Genomic DNA, 16,345 nt, shown 5'->3' on the forward strand with positions numbered 1-16,345 from the left:
CCTTGTGTCAAAAGCTATTGGTGTTTGGTTTCTCGCCGTGCGGGCGGGGACTGGCACAGATATTTTTGTTGAAAGAATGGTTACAGCCTTGAATCAGAGAGGTATTAAGGCTGTAGTTGATTGGCTTCCTCATCGAGCAGAGTATCTTCCGTGGTCAGTACCCGTTCCTACCCCTCCTGATTGGGCCACGATAATGCATATTAATACCTGGTTACATACTAGGTTTATTCCTAAAAACATACCAATTGTTGCCACATTCCATTGGGCAGTAAACGAACAGCTACTGGATAAATACCGAAGTATAACGCAAAAAATATATCATAATTTATGGATTAGTCATTGTGAAAAAAGAGCCGTTTCAAAGGCTAATAAGTTAACAGCGGTGAGCAGGTATTCAGCAACTCAGGCTGAGAATAGATATAAATCAATTCAGGTAACACCGATACACAATTGGATTGATCACGAAGTATTTAAACCTGGAAGGGCGTCTGGTTCTGGCAGGCGTCTGCTTTTTGTTGGGAAGCCTAGCATTGCAAAAGGAGCGGATTTGCTTCCAAAAATCATGAATTTACTGGGGGGCGCTTATGAGCTTGTCTACACCGCTTTGCCTGAAGAGCTTCCAGGTTATCCTCGGCTCCCATCCAATATGGTGGGTATTGGCAGAATAATCGGCGATAATAATTTAGCTTCTTTCTACAATAGTGGCGATATATTGCTATTACCATCGCGATCAGAAGGGTTTGGTTTGGTGGCATTGGAGGCGCAATCATGTGGAATTCCTGTTGTAGCTTCAAACGTTTCTTCGCTTCCTGAGATTGTTCTGGACGGTGTGACAGGTTTTCTATGTCCGTGTAATCATGCTACTGCCTTTGCTGATGCGGTTGAGAAAATATCAAACAACTCATCCTTGAGAGAAAAAATGAGCCAGGCTGCGCGTGAGCACGCGCTGAAATTTTCAGAAGACAGGCAACTGGCTGAATATATAAAAATATATACTACTTTAGGGGCCAGACATGCAAATAGTATTTAAAGAATCCCGGGGAGTATTTTGGGTAAGGCACTTATTGCAGCGGTTTGTTAGATTTTTTCGTAAGAATCGGAATCGAAAATTTCGAATTTGCGCATTCCCGGATGATCAAATTGGTAGGGATATTGCCGTAACAGGATTATACGAGGAGGCTGCAATCCGATCTGTCGAATGGATGATACGATCCGAAGTTATAGACTCTAACCGGTCTGGTTTTTTTTTAGATATTGGAGCTAATATAGGTATTTATACTTTGGTTTTAGCAGGGAGGTTCCATACTGTTATAGCATTTGAGCCTCACCCAATGACCAGGCGGCTGCTTCAATTAAATGTGGAAATTAATGGTCTTTCAAATGTGATTGTTTCCCCATATGCGCTCTCCAATGAAACTGGGTACGCTTTTTTGCGAGAAGAGGTTGGGAATATTGGTGCGTCTACAATAGATGGTTCTGATTGTGACAAGGAAGGTTATAGAGTTGAGGTTCGCGAAGCAAGTCCTCTTGTAGAGGAGCTTTTGGCAGGGGTTAGTATATCGTTTATAAAGCTTGATGTTGAAGGTCATGAACTAAAAGTTTTACAAGGTTTGAGGGGGGTGTTGGCGGAGCAAACACCGGTGATTGCTTTTGAAGCAAATCGACCATCTCAATCAGAGGATATATTAGCTTTGTTAAGGGAGTTGGGTTATGTGAAATTTATTGCGATAGATCTTTGGCCTGCGATACCATCATCAATGTTGAATGTGCTTATCCATACTATTATAGGCGTTCGATATGTAGTAAAAGAAGTTAACGTTATAGAGAAAGACTATTCTCTGGTTTTCGCTTTAGATTTGAAAGCATCAGAGCGATGGAAGGCGGCTTGCTAAATTATTTTTATGATTTAAATATATAATTCCCCACCCAATCAGCCCCATCATCCATTCAGATACGGCCAGCCCGAGGGTCAACCCTATTAATCCAAGAGGGCCACTTAGAGCCAAGAATAAAATACACATTAGCATTGTCCCGCCAAACTCATAAAGTAATCTATGTAATGTCATTCCTTTAGTCATTAGAATATTTCCAGCTGTAATCCTTAAAATTAATCCCGGCGTTATTACGCTCATGTAGAAAAGTGCTTCTTTGAGCCCCGCATATTCTGATCCCATAATCTGCTGGATTGCTTTTGCTGTGGCAGCGACAAAGATTACGGATAGCAAGCCGTATATTAACGCAACATAAAAAATCCCTGCTATTAATTTTTGGTTGCCAGCACTCTGGCGAAAGAGTTTGGGTAATGCAGAGACAATCATCGCAGCTACTGGTAACACGAGTGCGCCGATAATCCTTGTGCCAACAGAGTAGAGGCCAGCTTCGTTTGTCGGAATCAGCTTCACAGCTAGAGCCTTATCTAGCTCATTTGTTGAAAGAGATAGAAAATTAGTAAACATAAATCCCGATGTGCTTCTTATTTCCTGTTTTCTTGGAAATCTCCATTTCGATATTGGTGGATAACTCCCAATGCCAATAAATTTTGCTGTTACTAAAGTAATAATTGCAACCAGTGAATATATGCTAAAGAAAAAACTTAACGGTTCAGAGTGGCCTACGCTCCAAATGTAAGTTATTCCTGCTAGCCTGAGAAAAATTGGGAGTGATACTAAAAACTGAGATAAATTAATTCGTTCAGTGGCTTGATGAGCTGCTGCAATTAGTAAAATTATGGGATATAGAATTATCTCTGCTATACCAATCGATAAGATGGCGAGTAAGTTTTCTGAGCTATATTCAAATACTTGAACAACGAGATATAAAAAGAAAATTAGTAATGATCCGCCTGATATTAAGGTGGCGGGTAGCGCATATGATAGAACCTCCTCCCGATTATCATGGTTTTTTGAAGTTTCTCCTAATAATAGGACGTTCATTCCTAGTGTAGATAAGCCTCCTAGAATAACAGCGCTTGCCGAAATGGCAGCAAAAAGGGCAAAATTTTCTGTCCCTAAAAGCTTTCCGAGAAGAATTAATGTAGCAGCTTGCGTGGCTATTCTGAATATATATATACCGCTAGCACCGATAGTTGATTTCAAGATAGGGCTATTGATCAAGCCTTTGAGATTATGCTGTCGCATTATTAGATTTCTTCTTTTTTAGCGAAACAGTATGCAGTTCTGCTTTGAGAGCTTTTCCGAAATTGTCCCATGAAAATTTCATGGCGAAGTTTTTGCTCGGCTGTCGCATGTCACCATCGTTATTTAGCATAACGATAATTTTCTTTGAAAGTTCTACATAGTCGTCAGGTGGGACTAACAAACCAGAACTGCCTGCGAGTACGGCATCTCCGATACCTCCTGATGCAAATGCTACAGAGGGCAAGCCATAAGCAGCCGCTTCTATTGCCACCATTCCAAAACCCTCTGGATCAGTTAAGCTCTTTTTAATAGGGAATACATGTACGGATGACGCTGCATAAGCCAGGTGTAAAGTTGAATCTGTAACCGCACCTAAGAATTTAACATTGCTTTTAACTCCTAACTCTTCAGCTGCTTCCATAATACTTTCTGGAGTTTGGGGCTTGGCGTAAAGTGAGTGTATAGGGGGCGTGCCAATTACAATAAGCAATATATCAGGGAAATGCTCGACAATCTGAGGCAGGGAATATTTAACGAATTCTTTAATTCCTTTGCGCTCCACCAATCTTCCCACCGAAAGAAGCAGTTTTCGATTGCCCAAATCGTATTCCCTTCGGAAGGATGCTAGTTGATTGTGATTTGGATAAACTCCCGGTAATGACACGCCGGGGTGAATGGTTTTGATTTTTTGCTGTTTTATGTTGAGCCTTGATGCTATTTCGGCTGTTGGATTGCTGTTAGCTATGATCATATCCATTTTTTTTATGAAATGAATCCAGATTGTACGGTAAAGAATATTTGGAACAGTAACATCAAGGCCATGTATATAAGTTATAGCCTTGGCTTTACTAAGTTTGGCCGCAATATATGTTATAGGAGCAGTTAGCCCACTTCCTGCCAGAATGATATCAGGCTTAAACGTTCTGGATGTGGCTATACTTTTCCAGCCAGCTAAAAGTAAAAATTTCCATAAAGACTTTGCTGGTATACCAATAAATTTGGCTCTCTCGGGAGCCTCGGTTTCGGCGCTCTGAGGGCCAATTATCATCACCTCGAAATCTTTTGCTAGCTCTTCAGCCATGTGCCAGTTTAATCGCTCCATTCCACCAACCATTGGAGGGAGGTTTCTGGTTATCAAGAGGATTTTCATTGGGCGTCTCTTTTAAACGAATATATCAACGTAGGAATCAAGGGTTTCAGTAGATCAAATATGAAATTTGGTGTGATTTTTATAAACTTATTTGCCATTGAATCAGGAGATTCAATGGCAAATGTTTCTCTTATGGCTCTATTGGATAAATTTTTTGGATTAAGTTGAGCTGCTTTTAACATGCCTTCAAGTTCACTAACAGTCAGTGGTTCGCAATCGTAAAATTTACCTTTTTTCATCAGAGAGAGATAAGGTGACCTTAGCTTTTTTGGAAGCCAACTGAGAAAAGGTAATTTATAGTGAGGCTCAATTAACATCCATCTGTTAGGTACTGCTAAATAACCGATACCATCAGGCTTTAATACCCGAAAAAGTTCGTTGAGGTGATATTGTTGATTTTTTTGGTCCCCAACATGCTCGATAACATGATTGCTAATAACAACATCAAAACTCATTTCTTCGTAGGGAAGCTTAACATCATTTACTAATTGGAAGTTATATCCTTCTTTTATGACACGTACATCGCATACATCTACTGATTCGACCTTGCAAATAATTTTCTTATGATTTCCGAAGTAGTGAGATATGCCTCCTGATCCAGTTCCAACTTCTAATATAGTTAGAGGGAAGCTTCGCTCTGATAGACCTATTAATCTTTCAATTTTTAATCCCTTTAGATATCGGCTAGGTACATCTAGGGGGGCATGTGGATTTCTATGTTCATTCATAATTTAAAGATCTCTAGAGGACTTTATCGGTTATTCTCATCGACAGGTCTATTGCACGGCAGTGTTTAGTCAACGCTCCAATCGAAATAAAATCCACGCCCGTTTCTGCAATCACCGGTAACGTTTCTTCCGTGACATTGCCGGATGCTTCGAGTTTGGCTTTGCCGTTATTCATCTTCACCGCCGTTACCATATCCTCCACCGAAAAATTATCCAGCATGATGATATCCGCTCCGGCGGTGAGGGCTTGTTGGAGTTCTTCCAGGGTTTCCACTTCTACTTCTACCGGTTTGCCCGGGGCGATGTGGTGGGCGCTGGTCACGGCGTTGGCGATGCTGCCGCAGGCGGCGATGTGGTTTTCTTTGATTAGGAAGGCATCGTAGAGGCCGATGCGGTGGTTGTGGCAGCCGCCGCAGGCGACGGCGTATTTTTGGGCGGTGCGCAGGCCGGGGATGGTTTTACGGGTGTCGAGCAGTTTCACTGCCGTGTGCGCCACCAGTTGCGCGTAGTGGTGGCTGATGGTGGCGGTGCCTGAGAGTGTCTGGACAAAATTCAGTGCGGCGCGTTCGCCGGTGAGCAGGCTGCGTGCTTTGCCTTCGAGATGAAATAGCGAGCTGTTGGCTTTGGCCTGCTCGCCGTCTTTTACATGCCAGTTAATACGCACAAACGGATCGATCTGGCGAAACACTTCCTCTACCCAGGCTTGGCCGCAGAATGTGCAGTCTTCACGGGTGATTACGCTGGCTTGGGCGATCTGGTCGGCGGGGATCAGTTGGGCGGTGATATCGCCGGTGCCGATGTCTTCATTCAGTGCGTGTAATACGGCGGTGACGATATCGCGTTGCAGGTGAGGAATTTTATCGGCGATGTGGTTAAGCATAAAAAGTCATCCAGTGTGGCAGTTGAGCGATCAGATGAGAAAGCGCGTTTTAGCGACGAATACTTATCTTCAATTATCCTGCATGCTTGTTAATTCATCCGGAGCACCATAAAAGGCAAACGGGTTAAGGAATTGTCGTCGCCATAGCAGCCTTCTGTCCACCTCGGGTAACGAGGCTTCATCGCATACCGTTTGAAAGCGTTGTTTAATGATATGAATTTGTCGGGTGATGATCGCCTTGGCTTTGTCGATTGTGAGGAGGAAATTAGGTGCAGCGTCAAGGCAGGTTATCAATTGGCTCATACGATGGTTACCGTGAATTAGCATCGCTTGGGATGCTTCATTGCCGCTGCGCGATTGTGGGCAGATATCGTAGGCGCTGGTCAATGTCAGCGCTTTTCCATCCCAAAAGGCGGCATGGTTGCGGGCGTGGTCGTCCGTGTTGCCACACAGGATATTGAAGACCATTCGGCCAAATAGTTCTTCCAGGGTTTGCATGGGTTCAGTAAACCGATGTCGAATAATTTCGGCCAGGGTTTCATAACTGGCATAGGCCGCCATCATCTCATTCAATTCAAACAGCGTGAGGGCTGACACCATGGCTTTGCGCTGCCAGCCGGCTTTTACTTTGATGCGATCAAATCGTTCAATTAGCAGTACATCTTTACCCAGTGCCGTGGTGAGTTTTACCGGGGCGACATCCAATCCGACTTCCGCTGCCAGCCGCATCGCGATGAATTCTGCTTTTACAATATTGTAAAGATCATTTGTGGCCGAGAACTTGGCGATGAATTTACGCTCGCCGTCTTCAATCAACACCTTCGGGCGGGCACCACCCAAGGAGGTGCCATGCTGCAGTGCCTGATCTAATTCGGGTTGTAAAGGTATACCTTTTTCCACTCTTTCTGCCGACTGCATGAGCGCTTCCAGAGAGGCACTTTGCGCTTGGCGAGGTATATATTCGGTAGGCGAACGTTGAAAGTCCAGTGCGCCAATGCGGTCCGAACCTGATTCGAGCAGGTAAGTCAGCTCGTCTAGCTCTACTCCCGTTGCGCTATTACCTTTCAGGCCGAGCTTGCGATTGATCAATACGCGGCGCCCCCAGGCATCAGGAGAGGCGTCGCGGATGCAACTCGGCATATCCAGGCTTGGCAGAAGTGGTATTACACCCTGTTGTAAAGGCAATTCCGGAGTATAGATGGGGATGGCATCTGACCGTTGCAAATAGCTGCGCCCGTAGTTGAAGACAAGTTGATTGGCTGATGCGCTTAGCAGACCAGCCACAACAGGTTCGGTTTTTGCCGGTAGCCAAATCCAGACATAAGCTTCGTTGTAAGTGCCTTTAGAAATCATCTTTCACCACTCGGTTGGACCGGCGAACAGCCTTGGGTAACAGTGATTGCTTTTCCTTGCTGTAATCTAGCCGTACGGCGAGGCTTTTGGTGTCCTCACTGAATAAAGGCAGACCAATAATGGTTGCCACCTCGAAGACCACTCCAATGGCGCACCCTGGGTCACCCTTTTCAATACGCTGCAACAAGGATCGGGAAATGCCGGCCCGTTCGGCTAGCTCTGTCGTTGTTAATTTGGCGGTTATCCTGCCTTCGCGAATTAAATTTCCCATAAGTTCGAGGGCATACAAACTGTGCCGTGAATAGGTGCGTACGTGAGGTTTTGGCATGGTATTTTTGCCTCATATATAAATCATTTAATTTTTTATGATTTATTAATAATCCAAAAAATAACATTCAATAGCTTGGCAAGTCAACGTAAATGTGTTTTGTCAGGAGTCTTAAAAATCGGGAACCCTTTGGCGCCTCATTGGCCTATTTATATATGCAAAACCAGTAGGGTTATCCCGCCATTTTCACAATGTTTTTTTAGGCGTCAGCTCGACAAAACACGTTAAAAATGGCGCTTTTTTCAAAATGCCCTATAGCACCAAAAGATATAAAAAAAGAGTGGCTGTTTAAAATAAAACCAGTTTTTATGCCTGTTTTTCATGGTTTCTCGACATTTTTTGGCAAACATATATAAGAAAAAATGCTGGTTATTGCTTAATGTGATATGGCTCTCGATATTGCAATTTGCTTCTGGGCGGTGAATTGGCCTTGGTTATACTTCAATCACAGCAGTCTTTCTTTAATGGTAATTCCGCCATGTCCGAGTCCATCAAATCTGATCAAAACAAGGTCGTGCAATTGAATCCGGAGCGTAATGCAGCGCCGCATGTGGCGTTAACGCGCCTGCCGGCTTCCATGCACGCGTTGCGCGATAAAGCGCGCCAGCAATTGCAGGTGATGTTGCGTGAGTTGTTTGATCGGGCTGACGACGCCTTGTTTGAACTGGCCGATAAGGCCACCAATAACCACGAGCAAAATCTCTATTTTGATTCCATGCGCGAAGTGCGTATCCGTCGTCGCGCTATCGAAGCGGCATTTTTTCGCAGTATCGATATCGGTTTTGCGCAGTTACTTGATCCTTATGCTTATCGCGATGCATCCCGCGCTGAAGAAAAAGAATTCTCCCTCGACGAGCTGTCATTGGTCAAAAATGATGAGTTGGAAGAAATGGTGGCCACCGAGGGCATGATCAACAAGGCGAACGATCAGTTTGCCGAAGCGATTCAACACCTGACCTTGCGTATCGATCATCTGGTACCTGTCAAGGTGTATCAAAAGAATAATCCCTTGGGGGTCGATGTCATCTGCAACGCCTTTACCGATGCGACCAAGGCCGTACGCATTGATGTCAAAGCGAAGCTGGTGCTGTTCAAGCTCTTCGATAATCTGGTAATGGCCAAACTGGGCGGATTGTTCCAGGCGCTTAACCAGCAACTGATCGAAGCGAATATCCTGCCATCGTTAAAGCAAGGCACCAAACCCAGAAAACCCACCACGACTGCACCGGAGAATCCTTACGGGGCGGGTGCCAGTGCGGCTCACGTTAGTACGTCGCCGTCAGGGCAGGGCAATTACGCAGGCGGTGCCGGCTACGACGAGCAAACCAACCAGGTATTGCATACCCTGCGCGATTTGCTGGGCACGCGCAATGCCGCCCCCGCACAACGGCCCACCGGTGAAGAGCTGGCCAGCCAGGAATTAATCAATATCCTGTCCCAGGCTCAGCAACGCAGCATGGCCTCTTCCGGCGCTGCGAGTTATACCAGTGCAGCGCCCGTCAATGTACGGGAGATGCTGAAAGATCTACTCAAAAGCCAGGAGCAAAAGCCGCAAAACATCAATCAGGTTGACGATGACGTGATCAACCTGGTGAGCATGATGTTTGAATTTATCCTGGATGACCGCAACCTGGCTGCGCCTATGAAAGTGCTGCTCGGACGCTTGCAGATTCCGATGATCAAGGTCGCTATCGCCGATAAATCCTTCTTCAGCAAAGGCGGCCACCCGGCTCGTCGGCTGTTGAACGAACTGGCCACGGCAGCGCTGGGCTGGCAGGAAAGCAGTGACGAAAATCAGCGCAAAGACAACCTGTTCAGCAAGATGGAAGAGGTGGTGCAAAGTGTGTTGTCAGACTTTGAAGCTGACATGTCCATCTTCAACAGCCTGCTGAATGACTTCCGTGCGTATCTCGATAAAGAAAAACGTCGTGCCCAAATTCTTGAGCAGCGCACCATTGATGCGGAAGACGGTAAAGCCAAATCCGAGCGCGCCCGTGCTGATGTGGATACAGCGCTTAATGCGATTATCGGAAAACAGAACTTGCCCGCTGCAGCAGTCAAATTGTTGCGCGATGCCTGGGCCAATGTGATGTTTATTACCTGTCTGAAGAATGGCACTGACAGCGAAGAGTGGCAATCCAAGATCAGCACCGCTCAACAACTGGTGTGGAGCCTGTGCGCGCCCATGGATAAAGATAACCGGCAGCGTTTGTTGAAGCTGGTCCCGGTGTTGCTGCAACAGTTGCGGCAAGGGCTGGAAAGTATTTCCTACAATCCGTTTGACGCCACTCACTTATTTAAACAACTGGAAGGCTTGCATCTGGCGCGTTTGCGCGGCGAAGCCGTACCAGTGGCTGTACCGACACCCAAAGCGCCGGAGGCGTCAGCCCCGAAAGCCCAATCCCCCGCAGGTCAGGTAGAGGTAGCAAAAACAGCAACCCCGGCCAAGCCAGCCACGGTTGCATCACCCGATAAAGTGGCTGCGAACCAGCCGGTTGTTGAAGCCCCGGTCGCCACGGCTGCACCCGCCGTTGAGCAGCCAGAAGCTGCAAAACCTGCCGCCGCTACAGTAACGCAACCCACCACTACGCAATCTGGCACCGCTGATGCACCGCGGGCAGACGCAGTAAAAACCGGGGCGGCCAGTCCCACCGTGGCGGAAACCGTCAACGCCGCACAGCCTTTTGTGGTGATGTCACAGGATGCCGAAGAGCAGTTGCCGGAAGGTGACCAGCATCTATCCTTGGTAGCCAATATCACTCAGGGCAGCTGGTTTGAGATGGCCGGTGATGGTGGTCAGAAATTCCGTTGCCGTTTGGCGGCGATCATCCGTCCCACTGGCAAGTACATCTTCGTTAACCGTTCCGGTATGAAGGTGGCGGAGGAAACCCGCAACAGCCTGGCGCTGGCCATGAAGTCTGGCCGCTTGCGTGTGCTGGATGATGGCATGTTGTTTGATCGCGCCCTGGAAGCTGTTATCGGAAACCTGCGTCAGGGTCGGCCAGCCAATTGATATTCCCCTTGCCCGCCGGAACGGTCCAGCCGTTTCGGCGGGTGTCACTCGCTCCTTGGTAGCCTCTTTCTTACCCGCCCATGTATCATGTCGCCTTCCGAGAACAGCAGGCGGACTTCCTTTTGGCACACACTATCCTCAATGGCTGGTTGCAAGGCGTGCGGCATTGCCCTTCGCCCAACTTCAATCAGCGCCCGGCGAATGTGGCTATCAGCTTGTTGGTTATCCATAACATCAGCTTGCCGCCCGGCCAGTTTGGTACCGGCTGTGTGGAAGCCTTTTTCGTTAATCAATTGAACCCCGAGCAGCATCCTTACTTCGCCACCATCGCCGACCTCAAGGTATCCGCTCATCTGTTTATCGCGCGCACCGGTTTGATCACCCAGTTTGTGGCGTTTGACCAACGGGCCTGGCACGCGGGCGCCTCCAGCTTTGCGGGTGTGGCAGAGTGCAACGATTACAGTATCGGTATTGAGTTGGAAGGCACGGATGATATTGCCTACACTGATGCACAATATCTGACGCTCGCTGAGGTCACTCGATGTTTATTGAATGCGTATCCGGCAATAACCCGTGAGCGCATCACAGGCCATGCGCATATAGCGCCGGGCCGCAAAACGGACCCGGGCGCCGCGTTTGATTGGGCGCACTATCATCAACTATTGGCGGCAGGGACTTTATGATCTTCCTCAGTTTGGTTGTGGTTTTGCTGTTGGTGCAATGGTGGGGTTCAGGCGCGCCATTGCAATACGACGCCTGGTTTATCCGTTTGGCGGATTCACTAAAAAACCTCGCTGTGATCGGCAGTTCGCCGCTGCTTCATTTAACCCTGAGCCTGCTGATACCCTCGCTGATATTGGCGCTGCTTGTTTACATCATCGCTGTGCTCTTGTCGGTCAACTGGTTGTTTTTCCTGTACGTGCCGGTGCTGCTTTACAGTTTGGGGCGCGGGAATTTTTCAACGGAAGTGAAGGCCTATATTGCTGCCAGTGAACGGGGTGACAATGTAATGGCGAGCCGGTTAACTGATGAATTGCGCGGTGGTGCCGGCTCGGAAGAGTCCTGCCCGGATGTGGAAAACTGGCCCATGTTGCACAGTGAAACCTTACGGGTCATCAGTTATCGCGGATTTGAACGGATGTTTGCCGTCCTATTCTGGTTTTTTATCCTCGGTGCCGTGGGTGCCTTGCTGTATCGCCTCAGTGTGATCTACCGCGAACGCGAAACGGTTGCAACGAGCCACGGTCGTTTAGCGGCACGTTGGTTGTGGTTGATGGAGTGGCCGGCGGTCCGCGTGATGGGTTTAACCTGGGCGCTGGTGGGGAATTTTGAAACCTGCTATCGCTGTTGGCAGGCGCGGTTGCTGGATGTAAAGCATTCATCCATGACCTTGTTGAACAACAGCCTGCGCGGTGCCCTGGGTGTCGATGATCCACTGCTGGGGAATTGTGATACCAATGGCAATGAACCCAATGTCAGTGAACCCACAGTAACGCCTAATGAGCCGGTGTATTCGTTGTCGCTGATTAAAAACAGTGTGCCGCTGTTTTCGCGCGCGCTGTTGTTATGGGTCTGTGTGCTCGCGCTGATAACGCTGGTCTTATAGCCACTGAATGATTTCTTGATTAACACGTTTGAGGTTTTTATGCCGTCTTTTGACATAGTTTCCGAAGTGGATAAACACGCACTCACCAACGCGGTGGATCAGTCCAACCGCCTCATTACCACTCGTTACGATTTTAAAGGTGTGGGTGCCAGTTTCGAACGCAAAGACTACGAAGTTACCATGACTGCCGATGTAGAGTTTCAACTGGAACAAATGCTGGATGTATTAAAAGGTGCCCTGCATAAAAACCAGATTGATATTGCCTGTCTGGAAATCAAAGATGTAAAAAGTTCTGGCAAGCAAGTCAAGCAGGAAATTATCGTGCGCACTGGCCTGGATTCAGATCTGAGCCGGAAGATTGTCAAGATGATCAAGGATGCCAAGATGAAAGTACAGGCGCAGATCCAGGGCGACCAGGTGCGTGTAACCGGCAAGAAACGCGATGACCTGCAAGAATGTATCGCCATGCTGCGCGCTGCGGACATTGAAATGCCGCTGCAATACACCAACTTCCGCGACTAATCTTTATTGCACTATGTAGGTCGGATTAGCGCAGCGTAATCCGGCATCAATAATTTTCAAACACTCTCTCAGACGCTCATACTTTTGGTAACTGCGTCGGATTACGCTGCGCTAATCCGACCTACTTGAGATTATTTATGTTTAATCGTGTGGACGGCAAAGTCCAAAGCTGGCGTCAGGCGTTTAACTCTTATCGTGACATTCGTCTGTTGTACATCTTCCTGTTGGGATGTTCGTCAGGCTTTCCTTGGGTACTTGTCGGCTCAAGCATGAGCGGTTGGTTAAGCGATTCTGGATTGTCTCGTTCAGCAATCGGTTATTTCGGCTCTGTTACGGTCGTTTACGCGATTAATTTTTTATGGGCGCCCTTGCTGGACCGCATTAAATTGCCGGTAATTTGCCAACGGCTCGGGCAGCGGCGCGGCTGGATTATGCTGATGCAAGGCTTGATGCTGTGCGCAACCGTCGGCATTGCGTTTACCAACCCTGCGCTCAGTTTGTTATGGACGTCCTTGTTGGCACTGGCGCTGACGACGTTTTCCGCCACTCAGGATGTGGCGATCGACGCTTACCGTATCGACATCATCGGCGATGATAAAGAGCGGTTGCCGCCGGCGTCGGCCATGAGCGTGATCGGTTGGTGGACCGGTTACTCGTTGCCGGGTTATATCGCGTTTCATTACGCTGATGTGATTGGCTGGTCCAACGTTTACCTGGTGATGGCAGCGATAATGGGCTTGATGATGGTCTTTACTGCCATAGTCAGAGAGCCGCAAACCCAGCGCGAAGCCTTGCAGAAAATGGCAGAAGAAAAATATCTGCACGCCTTCTCACACACCGGATGGTGGCAGCGAGTGGTAGCGCGGATTTCAGTCACCATCATCGAACCCTTCGCTGAATTTTTTCGGCGCAACGGGTGGCAGCTCGCCTGCATGATTCTGGTGTTTGTGTTTTTCTTTAAAATCGGCGAAGCCTTTCTCGGGCGGATGTCGATCCAGTTTTATCGCGAAGTCGGTTTCAGCAACGAACAAATTGCCGAATATTCCAAGATGGTGGGCTGGATTATGACGATCATCTTCACGCTGATCGGCAGCGCGATCAATATTCGTTACGGCATTGTGCGCGGCTTGTTTATCGGCGGTGCAACCATGGCGGCGAGTAATTTGATGTTCGCCTGGATCGCGATTACCGGACCCAGTGAAACCTTATTTCTGGCCACGATTCTGGTGGATAACTTCACTTCCGCATTTTCATCGGTAGCATTTGTATCGTTTATCAGTTGGTTGAGCGGCCGCGCTTTTTCCGCATCACAATATGCCTTGCTGGCTTCGCTGGGCAGTTTGGGGCGCACGTCGCTGTCGTCATTCAGCGGGCAAATGGTGGATAGCCTGGGCGGCAACTGGGCGTTATTTTTTGTTATCACGGCCCTGATGGTGATTCCCGGCTTGTTGTTATTGATTGCAATCAGCACGATTTTTAAACGCCGTGAGCGCGCCACTTCTCCGGACGGACATGGATCAAATGTCCCATCCGAACCGCAATAAACTGATTTTCCCGTTGTGGATTTCTACCCCTTCTGCTGTCAGACGACGGATCTGTTCCTGATAACTGGGTGAGCCCGGTGGCAGGGACAATTTGCCCTGAGCATTGATGACCCTATGCCATGCGAGGCGCGTGCCTTTGGGTAATTCGCGCAACACGCTGCCTGCCAGGCGCGCTGCGCCCGGCAGGCCGGCGAGCCGCGCTAACTGGCCATAGGTGACGACCCTGCCGCGCGGGATCTGCTTGAGCGCGAGAAAAATGGCTTCTTTATTGGAAAGGGGCGGGTGCATATCCTGGTTCTCTGGGAATTAAGCGGGCCGGGAATTAAACCGGAGCGATGGCATCAATTACGTTAATTAACACTTTTTACATTGCGCCTGTCGGAGGCGGACATTGTAATCGTGAGCAGACAAAATTTTGAGATGTAAAGGTGAGCGAGTGAAGTTTTTCTGGTTATTCCTGGCGCTTATAGTGACGAGTGTACAGGCTCATGCGGGTTATCTAGAGCTGATTAACGGTGATCGCGCAGAGGGTGAATTCGTTCGGCTGGAGGGCGACAGTGTGATATGGAAATCGACCAACTTTGGTGAACTGAATATCAAAAAGAACAAGGTCAAAAATATCGTCAGCGCTAAACCCTTCAAGATCAGCGGCAATGATATTCCCTGTATGCTGGAAGATATGGAAGGCGAAAACCTGGTGTATTACTGCGGGCTTCGATCGCGCATGGTGCGCACACCCCTGTTGTCCATGAAGGTGATGACCCCCTACGAAACCTTCGTTGAAGGCGAATATGTTCACCACGGCCGCATTAACTTATGGGGTGCCTACTCGCGCGGTAACGAGGTGCGCGATGAATGGAATGTTCAAGCCGAATTTACCCTGCGGCGCAGCGAGTTTCGCCACACCTTGGGCGGCGAGTATGCACGGGCCTCCTGGTGGTATTCTGAACCGCCGGAAAAATGGAATCTCAGTTATGGCCTCGATTGGTTTTTCCGCGAACGGTGGTTCTGGTCTAACAACGTAGCGCTGGGGGTGGAAGAAGCGCGGGGCATCGACAATTACTACACGCTGGGTTCCGGTGCGGGTTATCAATTCTGGGAAAACAGTAAATCGGCGTTGTCACTAAGGTCGGGCCTGGCCTATTACAACGAAGTCTATATGGACTCGTTTGTTATCGACCCGGACTACGAAATCGATGACAACTACACCGCCTGGCGGCTAGCCACTGATTTTCGCTACACCTTGCCCCTGGGCGTTTCGTTTTTCCATAACAACGAACTGATCCAGTCCTTTGATGACAGCAGCAACTTTTATCTGAAAACCACCACCGGCCTGAGCGCCATGATCCTGAGCAAGGTCTACTCGGAACTCAAAGTCGACTACAACGTCGATAATCAACCACAACCCGGGAAGCAGGAAAAGGACACGCGTATGTCGGTGGGTGTCAGTTACAAGTGGTGATGTGGCATCATGGCGAGCCAAAAACGAACGGAGTGATTGATGCGATTTTTTTTGATGATGTTGCTTATCTTGCCGGTGATCGAGATCTGGCTGCTTATCGTCATCGGCGATGAGATCGGTGTGTTGCCGACGATTGCCTGGTTGATCCTGGCGGCGATCATTGGCATTAATCTGATCCGTTATCTGGGTGTGGCGACTATGTTCAGCGTCAACCAGCAGCTGCGTCGCGGTGAAGTACCGGCGCAAGCGGTGGTGGGCGGCATGATGATGGGCGTTGCCGGTGTCTTGTTAATTATTCCGGGGTTTGTCAGTGATTGTATTGCGGTGCTTTTGCTGATTCCGCCGTTGCGCCGGGGCTTGTTGAATCGTTGGCTGCGCAATATGCGCGTTAAAACGGCGCGTTATCAGGGGAATGTGTACGACGTTGAAGCGGAAACACCACCGCCAACCGAACCGGAGAAAATTGGTCGCACACTGGAAGGGGAATTTCGGCGGGATGATAAGCGATAATGCTGGATATAAGTTCAGTGAAGTGGTGCCTCTTAAATCCGTTTGTCATTAGGCCTTTTGTTTCGAAAACGCATGAATACATCCCTGTAGCTCCTTCAAGTCGTCCCTGACT

Annotated in this window: 16 protein-coding genes; 9 read left to right on the top strand and 7 right to left on the bottom strand. The window is 48.4% G+C overall.

What is annotated here, in order from left to right:
- Positions 1-4: 4 nt before the first annotated feature.
- Positions 5-1,030 (top strand): glycosyltransferase family 4 protein, encoded by a 1,026-nt coding sequence (locus tag ACSV5M_RS19385; RefSeq protein WP_439178266.1) that lies wholly within the window; start codon positions 5-7, stop codon positions 1,028-1,030.
- Positions 1,014-1,892 (top strand): FkbM family methyltransferase, encoded by an 879-nt coding sequence (locus tag ACSV5M_RS19390; RefSeq protein ID WP_439178267.1) that lies wholly within the window; start codon positions 1,014-1,016, stop codon positions 1,890-1,892. The genes ACSV5M_RS19385 and ACSV5M_RS19390 overlap by 17 nt, the downstream gene beginning before the upstream one ends.
- Here the strand turns inward: ACSV5M_RS19390 and ACSV5M_RS19395 are convergent.
- The 6 genes from ACSV5M_RS19395 to ACSV5M_RS19420 all read right to left on the bottom strand — a co-directional run bounded on the left by ACSV5M_RS19395 (position 1,866) and on the right by ACSV5M_RS19420 (position 7,576).
- Positions 1,866-3,137 (bottom strand): lipopolysaccharide biosynthesis protein, encoded by a 1,272-nt coding sequence (locus tag ACSV5M_RS19395; RefSeq protein ID WP_439178268.1) that lies wholly within the window; start codon positions 3,135-3,137, stop codon positions 1,866-1,868. The two genes, ACSV5M_RS19390 and ACSV5M_RS19395, sit on opposite strands and share 27 nt — an antisense overlap.
- Positions 3,124-4,287 (bottom strand): glycosyltransferase family 4 protein, encoded by a 1,164-nt coding sequence (locus tag ACSV5M_RS19400; protein WP_439178269.1) that lies wholly within the window; start codon positions 4,285-4,287, stop codon positions 3,124-3,126. The genes ACSV5M_RS19395 and ACSV5M_RS19400 overlap by 14 nt, the downstream gene beginning before the upstream one ends.
- On the bottom strand, positions 4,284-5,015 hold the full coding sequence (locus ACSV5M_RS19405; RefSeq protein ID WP_439178270.1) for a methyltransferase domain-containing protein: 732 nt from the start codon (positions 5,013-5,015) through the stop codon (positions 4,284-4,286). The genes ACSV5M_RS19400 and ACSV5M_RS19405 overlap by 4 nt, the downstream gene beginning before the upstream one ends.
- 13 nt (positions 5,016-5,028) lie before the next feature.
- The gene (gene nadC, locus ACSV5M_RS19410) at positions 5,029-5,895 is read right to left on the bottom strand and encodes a carboxylating nicotinate-nucleotide diphosphorylase (protein WP_439178271.1); all 867 of its coding nucleotides are present in this window, start codon (positions 5,893-5,895) and stop codon (positions 5,029-5,031) included.
- A 69-nt stretch (positions 5,896-5,964) separates the two neighbouring features.
- The gene (locus tag ACSV5M_RS19415) at positions 5,965-7,248 is read right to left on the bottom strand and encodes a type II toxin-antitoxin system HipA family toxin (RefSeq protein ID WP_439178272.1); all 1,284 of its coding nucleotides are present in this window, start codon (positions 7,246-7,248) and stop codon (positions 5,965-5,967) included.
- A complete protein-coding gene (locus tag ACSV5M_RS19420) occupies positions 7,238-7,576 on the bottom strand; it encodes a helix-turn-helix transcriptional regulator (RefSeq protein ID WP_439178273.1) in 339 nt (112 codons plus the stop codon). Before ACSV5M_RS19420 ends, ACSV5M_RS19415 begins: the two co-directional genes overlap by 11 nt.
- Positions 7,577-8,054: 478 nt before the next feature.
- Between ACSV5M_RS19420 and ACSV5M_RS19425 the strand changes: the two genes are divergently transcribed.
- From ACSV5M_RS19425 to ACSV5M_RS19445, 5 genes are all read left to right on the top strand, one after another.
- Entirely contained in the window at positions 8,055-10,589 is a 2,535-nt protein-coding gene (locus ACSV5M_RS19425) for a DUF1631 family protein (protein ID WP_439178274.1), read from the top strand.
- Positions 10,590-10,711: 122 nt separating this feature from the next.
- Positions 10,712-11,272 (top strand): 1,6-anhydro-N-acetylmuramyl-L-alanine amidase AmpD, encoded by a 561-nt coding sequence (ampD, locus tag ACSV5M_RS19430; protein ID WP_439178275.1) that lies wholly within the window; start codon positions 10,712-10,714, stop codon positions 11,270-11,272.
- A complete protein-coding gene (gene ampE / locus ACSV5M_RS19435; RefSeq protein ID WP_439178276.1) occupies positions 11,269-12,195 on the top strand; it encodes a regulatory signaling modulator protein AmpE in 927 nt (308 codons plus the stop codon). Before ampD ends, ampE begins: the two co-directional genes overlap by 4 nt.
- Positions 12,196-12,234: 39 nt before the next feature.
- Complete coding sequence (locus ACSV5M_RS19440; protein ID WP_439178277.1) at positions 12,235-12,717, top strand: YajQ family cyclic di-GMP-binding protein; 483 nt, start codon at positions 12,235-12,237, stop codon at positions 12,715-12,717.
- Positions 12,718-12,854: 137 nt separating this feature from the next.
- Positions 12,855-14,261: an AmpG family muropeptide MFS transporter gene (locus tag ACSV5M_RS19445; protein WP_439178278.1), complete on the top strand. Its 1,407-nt coding sequence runs from the start codon at positions 12,855-12,857 to the stop codon at positions 14,259-14,261.
- On the opposite strand, the gene ACSV5M_RS19450 is transcribed toward ACSV5M_RS19445, so the two are convergent.
- Positions 14,235-14,549, bottom strand: coding sequence for an MGMT family protein (locus ACSV5M_RS19450; RefSeq protein WP_439178279.1), 315 nt, complete (start codon positions 14,547-14,549; stop codon positions 14,235-14,237). The genes ACSV5M_RS19445 and ACSV5M_RS19450 overlap by 27 nt on opposite strands.
- Before the next feature lie 148 nt (positions 14,550-14,697).
- On the opposite strand from ACSV5M_RS19450, the gene ACSV5M_RS19455 reads away from it, so the two are divergent.
- Positions 14,698-15,723, top strand: a complete 1,026-nt coding sequence (locus tag ACSV5M_RS19455; protein ID WP_439178280.1) for a DUF481 domain-containing protein — start codon at positions 14,698-14,700, stop codon at positions 15,721-15,723.
- 39 nt (positions 15,724-15,762) lie between these two features.
- Positions 15,763-16,233: an FxsA family protein gene (locus ACSV5M_RS19460; protein ID WP_439178281.1), complete on the top strand. Its 471-nt coding sequence runs from the start codon at positions 15,763-15,765 to the stop codon at positions 16,231-16,233.
- Positions 16,234-16,345: the final 112 nt, after the last annotated feature.

Source organism: Cellvibrio sp. ARAG 10.3, assembly GCF_051846955.1.
GTDB lineage: Bacteria > Pseudomonadota > Gammaproteobacteria > Pseudomonadales > Cellvibrionaceae > Cellvibrio.

Bases quoted from the DNA above. Each gene is read 5' to 3' on its own strand.
- ACSV5M_RS19440 (WP_439178277.1), top strand. From the start codon at position 12,235: ATGCCGTCTTTTGACATAGTTTCCGAAGTGGATAAACACGCACTCACC.
- ACSV5M_RS19400 (WP_439178269.1), bottom strand. From the start codon at position 4,287: ATGAAAATCCTCTTGATAACCAGAAACCTCCCTCCAATGGTTGGTGGA.
- ACSV5M_RS19405 (WP_439178270.1), bottom strand. From the start codon at position 5,015: ATGAATGAACATAGAAATCCACATGCCCCCCTAGATGTACCTAGCCGA.
- ACSV5M_RS19425 (WP_439178274.1), top strand. From the start codon at position 8,055: ATGTCCGAGTCCATCAAATCTGATCAAAACAAGGTCGTGCAATTGAAT.
- ACSV5M_RS19445 (WP_439178278.1), top strand. From the start codon at position 12,855: ATGTTTAATCGTGTGGACGGCAAAGTCCAAAGCTGGCGTCAGGCGTTT.
- ACSV5M_RS19420 (WP_439178273.1), bottom strand. From the start codon at position 7,576: ATGCCAAAACCTCACGTACGCACCTATTCACGGCACAGTTTGTATGCC.
- ampE (WP_439178276.1), top strand. From the start codon at position 11,269: ATGATCTTCCTCAGTTTGGTTGTGGTTTTGCTGTTGGTGCAATGGTGG.
- nadC (WP_439178271.1), bottom strand. From the start codon at position 5,895: ATGCTTAACCACATCGCCGATAAAATTCCTCACCTGCAACGCGATATC.
- ACSV5M_RS19415 (WP_439178272.1), bottom strand. From the start codon at position 7,248: ATGATTTCTAAAGGCACTTACAACGAAGCTTATGTCTGGATTTGGCTA.
- ACSV5M_RS19460 (WP_439178281.1), top strand. From the start codon at position 15,763: ATGCGATTTTTTTTGATGATGTTGCTTATCTTGCCGGTGATCGAGATC.
- ACSV5M_RS19450 (WP_439178279.1), bottom strand. From the start codon at position 14,549: ATGCACCCGCCCCTTTCCAATAAAGAAGCCATTTTTCTCGCGCTCAAG.
- ACSV5M_RS19395 (WP_439178268.1), bottom strand. From the start codon at position 3,137: ATGCGACAGCATAATCTCAAAGGCTTGATCAATAGCCCTATCTTGAAA.
- ACSV5M_RS19390 (WP_439178267.1), top strand. From the start codon at position 1,014: ATGCAAATAGTATTTAAAGAATCCCGGGGAGTATTTTGGGTAAGGCAC.